The 16,732-nt window shown below is 62.7% G+C and carries 14 protein-coding genes; 1 reads left to right on the plus strand and 13 read right to left on the minus strand.

Annotation, left to right across the window (positions count from 1 at the left end; translation table 11 throughout):
- Nucleotides 1-239: 239 nt before the first annotated feature.
- From RIC54_RS18160 to RIC54_RS18185, 6 genes are all read right to left on the minus strand, one after another.
- Nucleotides 240-854 carry a hypothetical protein gene (locus RIC54_RS18160; RefSeq protein ID WP_350096212.1) on the minus strand — a complete coding sequence of 205 codons (615 nt, stop codon included), beginning with the start codon at nucleotides 852-854 and terminating at the stop codon, nucleotides 240-242.
- Between the two features lie 8 nt (nucleotides 855-862).
- On the minus strand, nucleotides 863-1,522 hold the full coding sequence (folE, locus tag RIC54_RS18165; protein ID WP_350096214.1) for a GTP cyclohydrolase I: 660 nt from the start codon (nucleotides 1,520-1,522) through the stop codon (nucleotides 863-865).
- Nucleotides 1,523-1,608: 86 nt separating this feature from the next.
- Nucleotides 1,609-2,007, minus strand: a complete 399-nt coding sequence (locus RIC54_RS18170) for a response regulator (protein WP_350096216.1) — start codon at nucleotides 2,005-2,007, stop codon at nucleotides 1,609-1,611.
- Between the two features lie 277 nt (nucleotides 2,008-2,284).
- The gene (locus RIC54_RS18175; protein ID WP_350096218.1) at nucleotides 2,285-4,984 is read right to left on the minus strand and encodes a PAS-domain containing protein; all 2,700 of its coding nucleotides are present in this window, start codon (nucleotides 4,982-4,984) and stop codon (nucleotides 2,285-2,287) included.
- Between the two features lie 56 nt (nucleotides 4,985-5,040).
- Nucleotides 5,041-5,565 carry a putative pterin-binding protein gene (locus tag RIC54_RS18180; protein ID WP_350096220.1) on the minus strand — a complete coding sequence of 175 codons (525 nt, stop codon included), beginning with the start codon at nucleotides 5,563-5,565 and terminating at the stop codon, nucleotides 5,041-5,043.
- Between the two features lie 42 nt (nucleotides 5,566-5,607).
- The gene (locus RIC54_RS18185; protein ID WP_350096222.1) at nucleotides 5,608-6,888 is read right to left on the minus strand and encodes an MFS transporter; all 1,281 of its coding nucleotides are present in this window, start codon (nucleotides 6,886-6,888) and stop codon (nucleotides 5,608-5,610) included.
- 211 nt (nucleotides 6,889-7,099) lie between these two features.
- Between RIC54_RS18185 and RIC54_RS18190 the strand changes: the two genes are divergently transcribed.
- A complete protein-coding gene (locus RIC54_RS18190; protein WP_350096224.1) occupies nucleotides 7,100-8,134 on the plus strand; it encodes a DUF1131 family protein in 1,035 nt (344 codons plus the stop codon).
- A gap of 12 nt (nucleotides 8,135-8,146) precedes the next feature.
- Here RIC54_RS18190 and RIC54_RS18195 read toward each other — a convergent pair whose 3' ends face one another.
- From RIC54_RS18195 to ilvC, 7 genes are all read right to left on the minus strand, one after another.
- Complete coding sequence (locus tag RIC54_RS18195) at nucleotides 8,147-9,535, minus strand: sensor domain-containing diguanylate cyclase (RefSeq protein WP_350096226.1); 1,389 nt, start codon at nucleotides 9,533-9,535, stop codon at nucleotides 8,147-8,149.
- A gap of 111 nt (nucleotides 9,536-9,646) precedes the next feature.
- Nucleotides 9,647-10,804, minus strand: a complete 1,158-nt coding sequence (rodA, locus tag RIC54_RS18200; RefSeq protein ID WP_350096228.1) for a rod shape-determining protein RodA — start codon at nucleotides 10,802-10,804, stop codon at nucleotides 9,647-9,649.
- 4 nt (nucleotides 10,805-10,808) lie between these two features.
- Complete coding sequence (gene mrdA, locus RIC54_RS18205) at nucleotides 10,809-12,809, minus strand: penicillin-binding protein 2 (protein WP_350096230.1); 2,001 nt, start codon at nucleotides 12,807-12,809, stop codon at nucleotides 10,809-10,811.
- A 6-nt stretch (nucleotides 12,810-12,815) separates the two neighbouring features.
- Nucleotides 12,816-13,325: a rod shape-determining protein MreD gene (mreD, locus tag RIC54_RS18210; RefSeq protein WP_350096232.1), complete on the minus strand. Its 510-nt coding sequence runs from the start codon at nucleotides 13,323-13,325 to the stop codon at nucleotides 12,816-12,818.
- The gene (mreC, locus tag RIC54_RS18215) at nucleotides 13,322-14,248 is read right to left on the minus strand and encodes a rod shape-determining protein MreC (RefSeq protein WP_350096234.1); all 927 of its coding nucleotides are present in this window, start codon (nucleotides 14,246-14,248) and stop codon (nucleotides 13,322-13,324) included. Before mreC ends, mreD begins: the two co-directional genes overlap by 4 nt.
- Nucleotides 14,249-14,295: 47 nt before the next feature.
- Entirely contained in the window at nucleotides 14,296-15,339 is a 1,044-nt protein-coding gene (locus RIC54_RS18220) for a rod shape-determining protein (RefSeq protein WP_007670511.1), read from the minus strand.
- Between the two features lie 351 nt (nucleotides 15,340-15,690).
- A complete protein-coding gene (gene ilvC, locus RIC54_RS18225) occupies nucleotides 15,691-16,710 on the minus strand; it encodes a ketol-acid reductoisomerase (RefSeq protein ID WP_350096237.1) in 1,020 nt (339 codons plus the stop codon).
- Between the last annotated feature and the right edge of the window lie 22 nt (nucleotides 16,711-16,732).

The raw sequence follows: 16,732 nt of genomic DNA on the forward strand, positions 1-16,732 counted from the left end.
CGCATTCTCAGCTTGACGCAGAATCTCTTCGGCTCAAGACCAAGTCGTCCGACCGTCCATCGACCCGGAAGATGTGATATTAATCAAAGGAAATTGCAAGCCTGCATTTCATTTTTCTGCCGCCGAGCGGCCTTTTCTCCCGTCGATCAACGGCAGAACAGGATACTTCTGATCAGAAACTTGGCTCGCTGGCACCAACTGCGGTCCGAATTCCCCGATGTTGGACCAGTCGAAGGTCCCTACGACGACGCCACTTTCTGGACCTTCGATCGCAGTTCCAACGCCGACTGGTTGACCACCTCCAGGCGCTTCCGAACCGGATGGTCGTTCGGCAAATCAGCGAGGCAGAGATGCAGATTGGCCAGCATCCCGCCGACAAGATTGTTCATATCGTGCGCAACGCGACTTCGCACCTGCCGTTCGGCCTCAGCCGCCTGCCGCGCGCCTGGAACGGCAACCGTCAGCACGATCGATCCGTCGGCCGCCGACATCGCCGCGAGCTCCAACATCCGGCCATCATCAAGGCTGACCGCTTTATGGCCCTCGCCGTCCGACGGCATCGCGTCGATCAGGTCGAGCCACGCATCGGACAGGATACGGCCGTTTGAGTCCGGCGAACCGCTTGCAGATGACGAGAGAATGTCGCCGAGTGTCCGGCCGGTCTCGATCTTCGACGAACCCGTGGAGCCCGCGCCGACCCCCTGCATCGCCCAGAACCGTTCGTCAGCCGTCACGACATGCCCGGAACGGTTCAGCACCGCCACCCCGATCCCCGCAATGCGCAACGCCGCGATCAAAGTCGCGGCGTCGTCTCCGTGTTCTCCCGGCCACAACGAATTGGCGGCCTCCGACATTGCGGCGGTTACCGCTGGGCAGCGATCGCGTCGAAAAACCGCTGCTGCATCTGGGAATCCACAGCGAGTTCTCCGGCGAACGCCTGCGTGCGAAGGCGTGGGGCGCGCTTGTTGACACCGCGCAAGGTCATGCAGCCGTGCTCGGCATCGACAACCACTCCTACCGCGCGCGGTGCCAGTCCTTCCTCGATGCACTGTGCGATCTGGGCCGTCATCCGCTCCTGTATCTGCAACCGGCGGGCATAGGCGTCGACGACACGCGCCAGCTTGCTGATGCCGACCACGGCATTCGACGGCAGGTACGCGATATGGGCTTTTCCGACGATCGGCGCCAGGTGATGCTCGCAATGCGACACGAAGTCGATGTCCGTCAGAATGACCAGGCCCTGGTAGCCGGACACCTCGCTGAACTTCCGTTGCAGCAACGCTACCGGATCCAACGCATAGCCCGAGCAGTACTCGGCAAACGCCCGAACCACCCGGCCGGGCGTATCGCGAAGGCCATCACGGTCGGGATCCTCCCCGACGGCGCGCAGCAATGCCCGAACGCCCTCTTCAGGTGCGTCGTAACTCACGTCAGGACGAACCTCGTCCGGCGTGCCCTCTTCGTCCAACGGATGCGACGACAGGCGCCCGTTCCGAAAGACTGATACCGCGGACTCGTTCATTCATCCCCTCGCCTGACAACTTCACCCCACCTTAGTAAGCGCAGACGAAGTTTAACAATTGGTTATTACCGATGGCCGACCCTGGGTCATCCATTGGTCTTGGAGGACGAGGGCGACGCGGTTGTTCCCGCGGCAAGGCTATCAATCATCTCAAGCAGATCGTTCGGTGCGAACGGCTTCTGCAGAATTGCATCAGCCCCAAGGAGAGGTGCCTGGTTGAGGAACTGCGACAGCTCCCCACTGGCGCCGGACATCATGATGAACTTCATATCGGGCGTATTGCGCCTGACCGACCGAAGTACCTCGAACCCCTCCGAGTCGGGCATCAACATGTCACAGACCACAAGGTCTGCGGGCCACTCGCGCAACAGCTGCGCCGCCTTGATGCCATTCGAAGCTGCCCGCACCTCGTGCCCGGCCCTTCGAAGTACTTCCAGGAGTGCGTCGCGTAGGTTGTCGTCGTCGTCGACGAGAGAGATCTTCATACCCTACTCCTGCAATCCGGAGATGCGTCGCTCAGGTCCCAATCCCTTGGCATATTGAGTTCCGACATCCTTGAACCGGGGACGCCGCCGCGGATCATAGGTCATCCAGATGCCAGTCTGACACTCATCCAAAACCGGTTCCCTGTCCTCACCCAACTTCAATCATCCAAGTTCGCGGTAGACGAAGCGTAAACAGTCGCACCCCGCGGCTCAAGGGTGCCAGGTTCGCTGCATCGCAGCGCGGACCAGCAGCGCCCTGTTGTGGAACAAACACCACCTAGGCGGTCAAGTCGGGCACAGGCTCGGCCGTCGTTCGGGTGTCACTCGATGCACGGCCGAGCACGGTTCGGACCGAGGCGGCAAGTTCATCCGGCAGAACCGGCTTGCCAATCACGGAATCGATCCCGGCTGCCGTCAACCGCTCGATGTCCTCTATCGAGACGAAACCGCTCAACATCAACACTGGAACGTCGTCTCGGATCTTCTTCATGGCGATGACCAGCTCTTCGCCCGTCATCTTCGGCATCGAGCGGTCGGTGATGACCAAGTCCCATGCATTCGGATCCGAGTTGAATGATTCCAAGGCCTGCTCGGGCTCGACGTGAGCCTCGACCATGTAGCCCAGGCGTTCAAGGATCTCACGGGTCACGGAGAGCAACACCCGGTCGTCGTCGACCAGCAACACCCGCTCGCTCCCCTCCTCCGCCGGTTCCTTGGGCGCTTCTCCGGCACTGGCCGTCAGTGGGACAAGAATCTGCGGAAAATAGAAATCGAACCGGGTGCCGACCTCGGCGAGGCTCTCGATAACGACCACCCCGTCGTGGTTGCGCACAATTCCATGGACAGCCGCAAGTCCCAGCCCGGTTCCCTGACCCACCTCCTTGGTCGTGTAGAACGGTTCGAAGATCCGCGGCATGACCTCCTCGGGAATTCCGCAACCGGTATCGGTAACGGTCAGCCTGACGTACTGACCGTCGACCAAGGTCCCGGCGCGCCCGTGCACCGACCGGCCTTCCCAGGACCTGTCCCGGCGGCCTTCCGACGGCTTCGCCCCGACCACGTCGATGCTCTGCACCGAGACCGTGACCCGGCCGCGCCGGTCACCAATCGACTGGGCCGCGTTGACGCAGACGTTCAGCATGACCTGGTGGATCTGCGTGGCGTCGCCCTCGATGAAGCAGTTCTCAACATTGTGGGCACGCAACGTCACGTTGCCCGGCATCAGGGACCTCAGGGTGGAGAGGCTGTCCGTCACAGTCGCACCGAGATCAAGCGGCTTGCGCTCGGACTCGGCGTTTCGGCTGTAGGTCAGGATCTGGCGAACCAGATCGCGGGCCCGAGTGCCTGAATCCAGGATCTGCTGAAGCCGACCGTGCGCCGGGTCATGCTTCGGCACGTCTTCGATCATCAGCGAGCAGTTCCCGATGATACCGCCGATGATGTTGTTGAAGTCATGGGCGATCCCCCCGGCGAGGGTGCCGAGCGCCTGGGTCTTCTGGGCCGCGTGATACATTTCGGTCAACCGGACGCGTTCAGCTTCCGACGTGATCCGCTCGGTTACATCTTCATAGGTCTTGACGAAACCGCCCGTCGGCAAGGCCGTGACGACGGTTTCCACCACCCGGCCGTCCTGCAACCGCCGCTGTTGACGGAGATTTCCCGAACGGGTGCGAAGCAGTTCCTCGATCGCAGCAACCTGGGAGTTGACGATCGCCTCCGGCTCGCCTGGACCGAAGTCACCCCTGCGTGCTGCGAATGTCGCGAACTCCCGGTAGGCAATCGAATTATCCACAAGCTCCTGCGGATAATGATTGACCATCAAGTACTGATTGTTGAACAGGACCAGGTTCGCCGCCGCATCGAATACGGCGATACCTTGCTTCATATTATCAAGTGTCGTCTGAAGCAGCTCCGACTTCTGCGCGACAAGGCTCTCGCGCTTCTTCAGCTCGGTGATATCGGTATGCACGCCGACCAGGCGGCCGTCGCTGGTTCGCCGCTCGCTGATCCGCAGCCAATGACCGTCGGACAGGCGGCTCTCAAAGGTCGTCTCGGCCGTAGCCCGCCGCTGTTCAAGGATGGAAGCCACCCATTCGTCGACCCCGCCTTCACGGACGGTGACACCGCCGTTGCGCACAGCCGCCCGCAGCAGCTCTTCGAAGCTTATGCCGACACACAGCAGATCGGCCTGTTGCGGATGGAGATCGACATAGCGCTTGTTGAAGAGTGCTACACGATCATCCTGATCGTAGATGATGAATCCTTCCGAAATGCTGTTGATTGCCAGCTCGAGCTCGTTGCGGGCCGTAATCGCCTGAGTGGCGGCGCGTTCCTTGTCGCCGATCGCGCGGTGCGTCTTGACGATCTGGCGGAACAGCATGAAGAAGATGACCAATCCCATGACAAGGGTCAGGCCGAACAGTCCCAGCAATTGCTGATAAAGTTCGTTGTGGCGAGACCGACCGCGGCTGACCTCATTGGACTCATACAGCAGCGCCCGGCGGACAAGATCGTGAACCGGCCCCCCCAGGGTATTGAGTTGTCGCTTGACCTTCGTCAAAGCATCCAACGGCACCGATTGGAGATCCTCCATCTCGGATTCGACGGTCTTCAGGACCTGGATGATCTCTTTGGCGGTCGGAACGACGCCTTCGATCGCCCGGAGCTCGGCTGTCTGCGTCCCTTCCAGCAGCGGAGGCAACCGGCTCCAGAAGATCTCGAACCGCTGACGGGCGACTTCCGCAGTTTCAGGGTTCGGCGCTAGTTCGTAGTCCTTGAGCGAATCCTGGAACCGAAGGAACTCGATCTCGGTCTGCGCCAAGAACCAGATATTGATGCGGCTTTCTTTCTCGATGAGCTCGCGCTGCTGGATCAAGCCCTGAAAGATGAAGAAGACACCGACAAGGAATGCACAAAACCCTACGACCAGGACGCCGTATCGCAGCATCAACCACGCCAGCTCACGCAAACTTATCATGGTCGAAAGGCTCCTGAGCAGAATCGGCATTGTTGTATCAAACCGCGGCCGGGACGTTACTTGAACTGAACTTCCTTGACCTGCCAAACCCATTTGGCCTGGGTTTGCTTGTTCTTCAGCTCCGGATGATCATCCTGCGGATAGATGATCCACAGCGGTCCCTTGTCCCGAATTCGGAGGAGTTCGCCATCCATGCGGTAAGCAAGGATGACCGGATACTTTGCGAAATCCGCGGTCGGGATCTCAACCTTGTAGTCGTTCAGCGCAATCGCGACCATCGTCGCCCCAGAGGCGCCGAGCCGCTCCATCAGCTTGCTGAGCAGAACGCCCTCGAACTCCGGACGGCCTTCGGTCCAGGCGGTCGACGTCACGAGCTTGGTGCGGCCAAGACCTTCGAGCATGGCCAGGTCGAAAACCGCGCCTTCACCGGCATTCTTGGACTTGATCTGACCCGATACCTGCAGCAGCGGCTTGCCCTGGGGCTGCGGCAGCGACTCAGCCCATGCGGCGGTCGTGGTGACCAGGGCGAGTACCGCGACAATGCTGGTCGCGATTCCCAACAACGTGCGCTTCATGGACATATCGATCTCCCTCTCATGATAGTACGTCGGTCAACGACCCGTTCAATCGGGCCTACGGTCACCACGCACTGGCTCAGGGGCGCGAAGGTAGAACACCGTCGCGGCCAGCGTTGCCAGACCGAGAATTGCAAAGAACGCGGCATACCCGGCAACCGGCGTCCCGAACCAGGTCTGAGCCGCTTCGACGATCAGCCCGCTGACGATCTGAAGGATTGCCGTGCCCCCCATCAGCACGCCGTTCAGCGTCGTGGTGCCTCGCCCGACCAGCGTCGACGGAATAAGCGCCACCCCGTGGCCCATCAGCACGACGCTGTAGGCACCCACGGTGCAGATAACGACCAACAAGGGCACAGTAATGACGAGCGAGGTGCCAGCGAACAGGGCAAGGACGATCAGCAGTCCACCCGTTGCCGCGCTGCCGGCGACGACCACCCGGCGAAAGCCGGAAACCCTTCGCTGGATCGGTCCGTAGGCTAACGTCCCGATCACGAATGCGATCGCCAGGACCGAGAGAAGATGGCCCCCCTCGAGGCTCTCCAGATTATGAACCTCGTGCAGGTAGGGCGCGCCCCAAAGACCGATGATGGTGATGACCGATGCGTACCCCAGCGCGATCAGCGGCACCACTCGAAGGAGGCCCGGAACCCGGAAGACATCTCGCAGGCCGCGGATCGAATCTCCCAGCGTCTGTGGGCGGGCGGCGCTGTCCTCAGCCCCCGGCCGGGTGTCCCGGACGGTCACGAAGAAGATGACGGCCATGATCGCGGTGAACGCCGACAGGACCAAGAACGTCGAACGCCAGCCGATCCAGTCCGTTGCGGCTGCCAGCGGCGAAGTTGCCAGCAGGCTGCCCAGGTTTGCTGCCGCAAAAAGAATGGTCATTGCCCTGATGAAGTCGGACGGGCTGTGCCAGCGTGACAGGATGACCAACGAACCGACCATTCCGCCGGCAAACCCCAGTCCGATCAGGAAGCGCCCGGCAACGAGCATTCCGATCGACTGCGCCACCGCGAACAGACACGACCCGATGACCGCAAAGATCAGCATCGAGGAGACCACGTGGCGGGCGCCGTAGCGGTCGAACAGCACGCCTATCGGAATCTGGAGCACTGCAAAGATGACGAAGAACGCCCCGGAGGACAGTCCGATCGCACTGGCATCCACATGCATCTCGGCCATCATCTCCGGCGCGATCACGCCGTTGGATGATCTGAAAAACTGGCTGAGAACCGCCAGGGCAATCATCACGACCAGCATGATGTTGACCCGCGAGAGCCACATTGGTTGCGATCGCTCGTTCTCGTTGTCGGCTATGTCAGACATTTCGCACTCGCGTGACAATCCTGTTTCCTCGACGAGCCTTCGGTGGCCAGCCGTTCCCAATCGCCGCACCCATGATTGGCCGAACGACGAACAATAGACAAATTTGAGTTAACAAATTCTGAACCTTGAGGCCGAAAGGTACCGCGTTCGCGCCACCTTCGCGACTGATCCTTAACGGTCGTGCCAGCGGCTCGGGTGGCGGCGACCGGCATTGGTCTCGGATCCGGCCTTCGTCGCACACGCGGATTGCCGGCTGCATCGCCGAGATTTCACCCTCATTCCGGAAGGGGGCTTACGCTATATTATGCGGATGCAGTGGTATCGATTGTGGACCCTCGGTCTTGCGCCTGTTGCCTATGCTGCATCCCTCTTCAGCACAGGCATCGCCGCCGCGTGCACCCTCGAGATCGGCGAGACCGGGTTGGGGGAGCTGACGACGACCACCCGGTTTGAGTCCGACGCCATTGCGCAGGCCCTGCCAGGCTGCCGCGTCACCCCGATGACCGGATGGAGCGAGGGCGATCCCGTTGACGTTCTCTTGGTGACCGATGGTCAGGCCCAGTTGGCCCTGGTGTTTCCCGACTGGACCGGCCGAATCTACTCGGTAGTCATAGACAGTCCCTCGGTCCGAAACCGGCTGGGACCGGCCATCGGAACCCGGTTCGAGCAGGCGTATGGAGGCAGCACTCCTCCAGTTTGCGTGCCCGGCACGGAGGAGGCCACCGGTCGGGTCCTCTGCCAGGCGACTCCTGAAGGTCGTTTGGTGTATGTGTTCGAAGGCCAATGGACCGGACCCGACGACACCCTCCCACCTGCACAGGAACTGGCGCGCTGGCGCATCGCGACGATCGTTTGGCGTTCGGTGCCGCTTGAGGACCCTCGCTGGGTCGACGTCGGTGGCTTCGACCCTGGCGAAGGTCCTGGACTGGCAGAACAGGTTCGGCGATCCGTCGATGACCCAGCCAGCCTATCGCAGCTCGTGATATATCCGATCGTCCTCCATCACCTCGTCGCCGAGCGTCAGGAGCAAGTCGCCATCCCCGACGCTGCCACCTTTCTAGTCGAGTACCCGCGTCGCCTGACCACAGGCTTTGTCAGCGCGGTGCGGGCGGAATCCATTCAAGCAATCCTCATCAACGACAACGGCGCCGCCCTGGCGGGTGGACGGATCTGGATCGCTCCCGTCTGCATCACCGACAGCTGCGCCGAGCACCGCGCGGGCATCATATCCATCAACATGTTCTAGACGGAAAGCGGTTTACGCGGCCAACTGAACGCGATTTCGACCCGAAGCCTTGGCGCGGTAAAGAGCGTCGTCTGCGCGTTTCAGAACCGTGTCAATTGCCGCATCCACATCCGGGCGAAAGGCCTCCACACCGAAACTGGCGGTGAAACGGACGGCACCTTGCTCGGTCTCCACCACGGCCCGCTCGAACGCCACCCGGATCCGCTCGGCAAGCTGCTGGGCCCCTGAGACCGGCGTGTCGGGCAGCAGGAGCACGAACTCCTCGCCGCCGAACCGAGCCGCAACATCGGCGGAGTTTCGAAGCCCGCCCTGGACGGTCGCTGCCACGCTCTGCAGAACCAGATCGCCGATGTCGTGCCCGTAGCGATCGTTGACCGCCTTGAAATGATCGACATCGATCATCACCACTGACATCGGACGACCGTGCCGAACGGCACGTTCAATCTCCTGCCGGGCTCGCATCAGAAACGCTCTGCGGTTGCTCAGGCCGGTCAGCGGGTCGGTCGTCGCCAGTTTCTCGAGTTCCTGACGAAGCCTGTGCGACTCCGTGACATCGACCATTACCCCGGTGACACCGATCAGCCGGTTGGATGCGTCCCACATCTTCGCCTTGTGCAGGATCATGCGACGGTCGCCGACACCGGCAAAGCTCATGTCATCTTCGTAGGCCTGTCGTGGCTCTTCCCCGGCGTACAGCGCCTGATCCCAACTCTCGATCGACGCCAGGATGGCGGGCGGCAGAAACTCGTCAGGCGCCCGCCCGACGACATCGTCGCGGCTGCAGCCATGCAACTCCGCATAACGCTGATTGACCATCTGGTACCGACCGTTCTCGCGGCTGCGGAAGAACACCGGGATCGGGATTGCTTCAAGGAGGTCGGCAACGAACCGCTCGGCGTTGCGCGCCTCTGTGCGCGCCGCGTCGGTGTCCTCGGCGATCCGCGCAAGATCAGTCGCCTGCGCGTCCAGGACCTCATACTGATACAGCAGTTCCACGCGCTGCTGTTCCAGTGCTTCACTGGCTTCGATCAGTTCGGTCACGTCGGCAAAGGTGACGATCACCATGTCGTCCGCCTTCACTGCCGAGACCCGGAACACGGTCGCCAGGTCGCTGGCACGACGGTCCACCTCGAACCGTGCTGCCTCCCCGGTCTCCCATACCCCCCGGTATCGCGAGAACGCGGCCTCGTCGCCGTCAAAGAAATCCCGCAACGCCCACTGTCCGACCAGATCCCGCTGTCCCCGGCGGTCGAGAACCTCCTGAGCCCGGTCGTTCACGACAGTGAAGACCAGATCCACCAGAGCACCGTCGTCCGCCAGTTCGGGCTCCAGGATCACAATCCCGTCGAGACTGGCCACAAGCAGCGCGTCGAGAAGCGTCGATTTCAGGTTGGACTGCATGCCTCATCTGACTGTCAGAAGGCTGGGATCACCGCAATTTCCGGCTGCGCAACGCGGTTCATTGCCCACAGTGTAGAGGCCAAGTCTTTGAATCCGGTTAACACATATCCGTCAGTCTTCCTCGACCCCGGCACGCCCGATCCGTACGTCGCGATGGACCGACACGCCGATCACCATCCCAAAGCCAAGCATGATGGTGAGCATCGCAGTGCCGCCGTAGCTGATCATAGGCAATGGCACGCCGACCACCGGGATCAGTCCCATCACCATGGCTACGTTGATGAACAGGTAGAGGAAGAGGGTCGTGGTCACCCCATGCGCCACCAGTCGACCGAACTGGCTGCGCGCGCGGATGGCAATCGCGATGCCGTAGCCGACGACCAGCACGTACAGGCCAATCAGTCCGAGCCCGCCGACCAGACCAAACTCTTCGGCCAACATGGTGAAGATGAAGTCGGTCTGCTTCTCCGGAAGGAAGTTGAGATGGCTCTGGCTGCCTTCCAGAAAACCCTTGCCGAACAGCCCGCCCGACCCCAGCGCGATCTTCGACTGAAGGATGTGGTATCCGGAACCGAGCGGATCGCTCTCCGGATTCAGGAAGGTCAATATCCGCTGTTGCTGATAGCCACGCATGAGCTGCCAGGCGACCGGGACCGTCGCTATCGCCACGCCGATCAGGGTCAGAAACTTCCAGATCCGAACTCCGGCCAGGAAGAACATGGCACCGGCGCCCATGATGATCATCAATGCGGTCCCGAGGTCGGGCTGTCGCAGCACCAGAACGACCGGCGTCGCGATCATCAGCAACGGCGGGATGAGGTTGACCGGGTTGCCGACCTCATCCCAGGTCAAGCCGTGAAAGTACCGGGCCAGCGCCAACACCAGCGCGATCTTCATGAGCTCTGAGGGCTGCAGTTGAAACACACCCAGATCGATCCAGCGCTGCGCGCCCATGCCGATCTCGCCCATCACTTCGACGCCCACCAGCAGGGCCAGGACGCCGGCATAGATCAGGTAGGCGCTGCGCATCCAGAACCGTACGTCGACCATCGCCACCGACAGCATGACGATCAGCCCGACGCCGAAGCGTATTGCCTGACGAATGGCCCATGGACTGAAACTGCCGTTGGCAGCGGAGTACAGCATCGCGAAGCCGATCGAAGCGATCGTGCCCATCAGAAGCACGAGCAGCCAGTTCACGGCCGCCAGCTTCTGCCCCAGGGTCATCTCTGGCGGGTTCAGTCCCTCGAAGTGATAGCCTCCAGCCATGTCGTCAGCCCTGCCGTTTCGAACCGTCAGCCGCCTCGCTCAGCGGCCCGCTCGGTCCCGGTTCCACCCGCAGCGCCTCAAGCAGAATGTCGGCCGCGATCGGCGCCGCTTTCGAAGACCCGCCCCCGCCGTGCTCGACCACCACCGCCACGGCAAAGCGCGGGGACTCAACCGGCCCGAACCCGACGAACAACGCGTGATCGCGGTCGCGCCAGGGCAAATCCTCGTTCTTGGTGATGCCCGCCGCCCGCTGCGCCATCGTGATCCGCTTGACCTGCGAGGTGCCGGTCTTTCCCCCGATTGCCGGGTCGTCCTTGCCCGAGCGGACCCGGCGAGCCGTCCCACGGTCGCCGTTCACGACAGCGTTCATCGCGTCGCGCATTGCATCAAGATCACGCGCGCTCAAGCCCAGCGACGGAAAACTCTTTCGCTGTCCGCTGGAGTCCTGCACCAACCTCGGGACCACCGCCCTGCCCCCGTTCACGATGCGCGCGGTCATGGTGACCAGTTGGAGCGGGGTGGCGAGCACGAATCCCTGTCCGATCGCGGCGATCAACGTCTCCCCCCGCTGCCACTGCTCGCCGCGGGTCGCCAGTTTCCATTCCCGGGTGGGGATCAACCCGCGCCGTTCACCGGGAAGATCCACATCCAGCATCTGACCGAGACCAAGGCGCTGGGCCATCGTTGCGATCCGATCGATACCGATCCGCTTGGCGAGTTCGTAGAAGTACACGTCGCAGCTCTGTTCGATGGCGCCGGTCATGTCCACCGAGCCGTGGCCGTGCTTCTTCCAGCAGTGAAAGCGGGTATCGCCGAGCTCGAGGTGGCCCGGGCAGAAGAACCGGGTATCGACGCTCGCCAAGTCACTCTCAAGCGCGGCCAGACCGACCAGCATCTTGAATGTCGACCCCGGCGGGTACTGCCCGGCAACCGCCTTGTTGGTCAGCGGCGAGCGCGGGTTGGACAGCAGGTTCTCCCAGTCCTTCGGGGAAAGCCCGTGGTTGAACGGGCTGGGGTCGTATCCGGGAACCGACACGAGCGCCCGCAAATCCCCCGAGTGGACGTCCATCACCACCACCGCGCCGCTCTCCGGCTCCACCCGGCGCCCATCCTTGTCGACCAGGATCGTGTCGCTGGAGTCGTCACCCCGCACTGGTGTCCCCGCGGGCGCTTGAGCCAGAGCGGCCAGTGCGCGAGGGTCGTCCAGAGGAATGCGCTCGGCGTTTCCACGGGACAGGCGCTCCGTCACGTAGCGCTGCAAATTGATATCGATGCTCAACTTGACGTCACGGCCCGGTTCACCCTCATCGCCCGGCAGCTTGCGAATGATCCGTCCAAGCGCGTTGACTTCGACCTGGCGTTGCCCCGCCGTCCCGCGCATTTCCAGGTCGTGAACCTTCTCGATACCGCTCTTACCGATACGGAAGTCGGGCAGTTCCAAAACCGGATCGCCGGTTAGTTCGTTCTCCGAGACCGCAGCCACATAGCCCGTGCAATGAACCGCGATATCGCCGAACGGATAGCGCCGCGACCGTCCGACTTCGATACGAACCCCCGGCAGATAGGGGGCATTGACCGCCACCCGGGCGATCTCATCACGACTGAGATTCTCTAGAACGGTTACCGGAACAAAGGCGCGCTTGCGCTTGACGTCCTTGAGAACCCGCCGGACATCCCATTCCGGCACTTCGATGATCGATCCCAGCGCGGCCAGGGTCGCCGCCACATCGCCGGTCTGTTCGCGGACGATCTCGATGCGGAAGTTGTCCTGATTGTCGGCCAGTGCGACTCCGTTCACGTCCAGGATCCGACCACGGATCGGCGGCAGGAGTTCCAGATTGAACTGGTTGTCCCGCGACAGCAGCGCGTAGCGGTCGGCCTCGACGATCTGGAGATAGTAAAGGCGGGCGCCGAGGGCGCCGATCAGGCCGAGCTTTCCCGTCGCCAGCATCAGCGCGCGACGGGTGAAGATCCTCTGGCTGTCCTGCTCACTCGCCTTCAGCATCGCCGGTCACCGCACAACGTAGCGGTGCATGCGAACGAAGATCCAAGCCACAAGCGGGAACAGTGTGACCGTGACCAAGTACTGGAAGACCGCCGGTTCGGGGCCGATCGGCTGAAGGACCAGCATCGATGCCAGCAACCAGATCAGGAATGCCGACAGCCCATGGATGACCAGAAAACCAAGCCAAGCCAGCGCAAACGGTTTGCCCAGGAACGCCCGTCGCTGCGAAAGCGCCAGGCCATGGACAACCATGAGGCTCAACGCGGTCATGCCAAGCGGGGTTGCCGCCAGGATGTCCTGCAGCACACCCACCAGAAACAACGCGAACGGGGGCTGCAGGTCCGGTCGGAACACCGCCCAATAAAAGGCCGCCATCGCCGTGTAGGCCGGAACGACAGTGGCATAGCCAGGCACCCCGATCGGCACGACCGAGAGGACGGCCAGCAGCACGGTCAAGGCGATGGGCGTAGCATGCCGCAGCCAGAGGTCGACCCGCTGGGTGGCCGTCATCCTCATTGCGGATCAGGCCTCAGCGCCGAGCCCCGGCCTGCGCGATCCTGTCCCATAAGCGAGAACGGGGGCGTCCCGGAAGCCGGCTTGACCACACCAACCAGCCCGTAATCCACCAGCCGGACGTACTCCAGCCGGTTCCAATCGACGTAGGGCGTGATCTTGATCGTGCTTTCGACGATGGAGGTCACCACTCCGATCGGCAAGCCTGGCGGAAACACGCCGCCATGCCCGGAGGTGACGATCCGATCACCGGCCAGTACCTGGGCGTTCTGCGGCAGATAGACCAGCCGCGGCAGTCGCGTGTTGTCACCGGCCAGTACGGCTGGATCGCGTGTCCGCTCAACGATCACCGGTATCTGCGAGTTCAGGTCGGTGATCAGCAACACACGGGCGTGCCGCTGGCCGACGTCGACCACTCCACCGACCAGCCCTTCGCCGGTCACCGCGGCGAGCCCGCGGCGCACGCCATGGTCGGCACCGGCGCTGATCATGGCGCTGCGCACGAACGCCCCGCCGGCGTCGGCGATCACCCGGGCCGTAACGAACGAGGTTCCCGGCTCGGCGACGAAGTTGTTCAGCGCCCGGAGAGCCTTGTTCTCGGCTTCAAGGCGCCGGGCGACATGCTGCCATCGCTCCAGCCGCCCGTTGTCGACGCGCAGGCGTTCGTTTTCCACCCGAAGGTCGCGAAGACGGCGCATCGCGGCGACCGTGTCCGCGACGCTCGCCGCAGGGCGAGACAGGACCTCCAGCACCGGCGCGACAAGGTCTGCCACCCCGGTGCGGAACCGCTCGACCAGCAGCACGTCGGCTTTGCCGAGCAGCATGAGGGTGAACGAACCGGCGAGCAGCAACGCAAACGCAAAACGGCTCCAAAACGACCGCACGGGCTGCGCGACGCTGATGAAGGAGCCGGGACGCCGTGCCATTCTCGCTGCTCAACCTCTCCGTTGGCGTTTCTCGGCCGTCCTGTGGATCAATAGGCCCCGATCAGCACGTTGCGCAGGACCTTCATCTCTTCCAGGCACCGTCCGGTACCCAGCGCAACGCACGACAACGGATCGTCGGCAATCATCACCGGCAGGCCGGTTGCGTGGCGAAGCACGTAGTCGAGGTTGCCGAGAAGGGCGCCGCCGCCGGTCAACACGATGCCCTTGTCGACGATATCGGCGGCGAGTTCCGGGGGGGTCTGCTCCAGCGCCACCTTGACCGCCTCGACGATCTGACTGACCGGCTCGGCCAGGCTGTCGGCAATCTGCGACTGGTCGATGATGATTTCCTTGGGCACACCGTTCATCAGGTCGCGGCCCTTGATCTGCATGGTCCGGCCGACGCCGTCCTCCGGCGGGTAGGCCGAGCCGATCTCCTTCTTGATCCGCTCGGAACTGCCCTCGCCGACCAGGAGGTTATGGTTGCGACGGATGTAGGCGATGATCGCCTCGTCCATCTTGTCGCCGCCAACCCGGACCGAGCGCGAGTAGACGATGCCGCCGAGCGACAGCACGGCCACCTCGGTGGTGCCGCCGCCGATGTCCACCACCATCGATCCGGTGGGCTCGGTTACCGGCAGGTTGGCGCCGATCGCCGCCGCCATCGGCTCCTCGATCAGGAACACCCGGCGCGCGCCCGCGCTTTCCGCACTCTCCTGGATCGCACGCCGCTCGACAGCGGTCGAACCGGAAGGCACGCACACGATGACCTGCGGACTGGCGAACGAACGCCGGTTGTGCACCTTCCGGATGAAGTGCTTGATCATCTCCTCGGCGACTTCGAAGTCCGCGATGACCCCGTCACGCAGCGGCCGGATGGCCTGTATATTCCCGGGCGTGCGACCGAGCATCTGCTTGGCTTCGTCGCCGACCGCGAGCACCTGCTTCTTGCCCCGTACCGTCGCTATGGCCACCACCGACGGTTCGTTCAGGACGATGCCGCGTCCCTTGACGTAGACCAGCGTATTCGCGGTCCCGAGGTCGATGGCCATATCGGCCGACAGCATTCCGAGCAGATTGGCAAAAAACATCGAATTCGATCCCGCAAGAGCTTCAGAGCCGGGTGCGCGCCCGCGTGCGTCCGTATGCCAGGAACCGTCAGACGCCGCGCATATCGTCGCGCCGCGAACACGAAGATACCAGGATTCGCGGGCATCTACAAAAGGCGGTTCACCCTCTATCGCACTTTTTAAGGCCCGTGGGCGTTCGCCAACGGACGGTGCGTGCGGTGCGGATAGTCTCAGCGGCGGGTCCGGTCAACCGATTTGCCGGGGATGCGACAACTGGCGCAGTCCGATCCGCGCATGCCGGTCTCTCCCGAAATGCAAACGGCGCCGTCTTTCGACGGCGCCGCAGCAGCAGTGACCGCAAAGCGGCCGGTCTTAGTTCTTCGCCTTGTCGACCAGCTTGTTGGCGGCAATCCACGGCATCATCGCCCGCAGCTTCTCACCGACCTGCTCGATCGAGTGCTCCGACGCGCGGCGGCGCATCGACTTGAACGAAGCCTGGTTGACCCGGTTCTCCAGCATCCAGTTGCGGGCGAACGTGCCCGACTGGATGTCCGCCAGCACCCGCTTCATCTCCGCCTTCACTTCCGGCGTAACGATCCGCGGACCAGAAACATACTCGCCATACTCGGCGGTGTTGGAGATCGAGTAGTTCATGTTGGCGATGCCACCCTCATAGATGAGGTCGACGATCAGCTTCACCTCATGGAGGCACTCGAAGTACGCCATCTCCGGCGCGTAGCCTGCCTCGACCAGGGTCTCGTAGCCGGCCTTGATCAGTTCGCACAGGCCGCCGCACAGGACGACCTGCTCACCGAACAGGTCCGTTTCGCACTCTTCCTTGAAGGTCGTCTCAATGGTGCCGGCCCGACCGCCACCGATCGCCGAGGAATAGCTGAGCGCAATCTCCAGCGCATTGCTGGACGGATTCTGCTCGACCGCGACCAGACATGGCACGCCGCCGCCGCGCAGATACTCGGAGCGCACGGTGTGGCCCGGACCCTTTGGCGCGATCATGAAGACGTCGATGTCGTCGCGGGCTTCGATGAAGTTGAAGTGGATGTTGAAGCCGTGGGCGAACGCGATCGCTGCACCGGGCCGGATGTTCGGCGCGATGTCCTGGGCGTAGATGTCGCCCTGCAACTCGTCCGGGGTCAGGATCATGATCACGTCGCCCCACGCCGCTGCTTCGGCCGGGGTCATGACCTTGAGACCGGCGGCCTCCGCCTTCGGTGCCGAGCGCGAGCCCTTCTTCAGGGCGACCGCGATCTCCTTGACGCCGCTGTCCTTCAGGTTGTTGGCGTGGGCGTGGCCCTGGCTGCCGTAGCCGACGATCACGACCTTCTTGGTCTTGATCAGGTTCACGTCCGCGTCGCGGTCATAATACACGCGCATGTTTCTCTCCTCTCGGTCTGGT

Source organism: Thalassobaculum sp. (assembly GCF_040219215.1).
Lineage (GTDB): Bacteria > Pseudomonadota > Alphaproteobacteria > Thalassobaculales > Thalassobaculaceae > Thalassobaculum_A.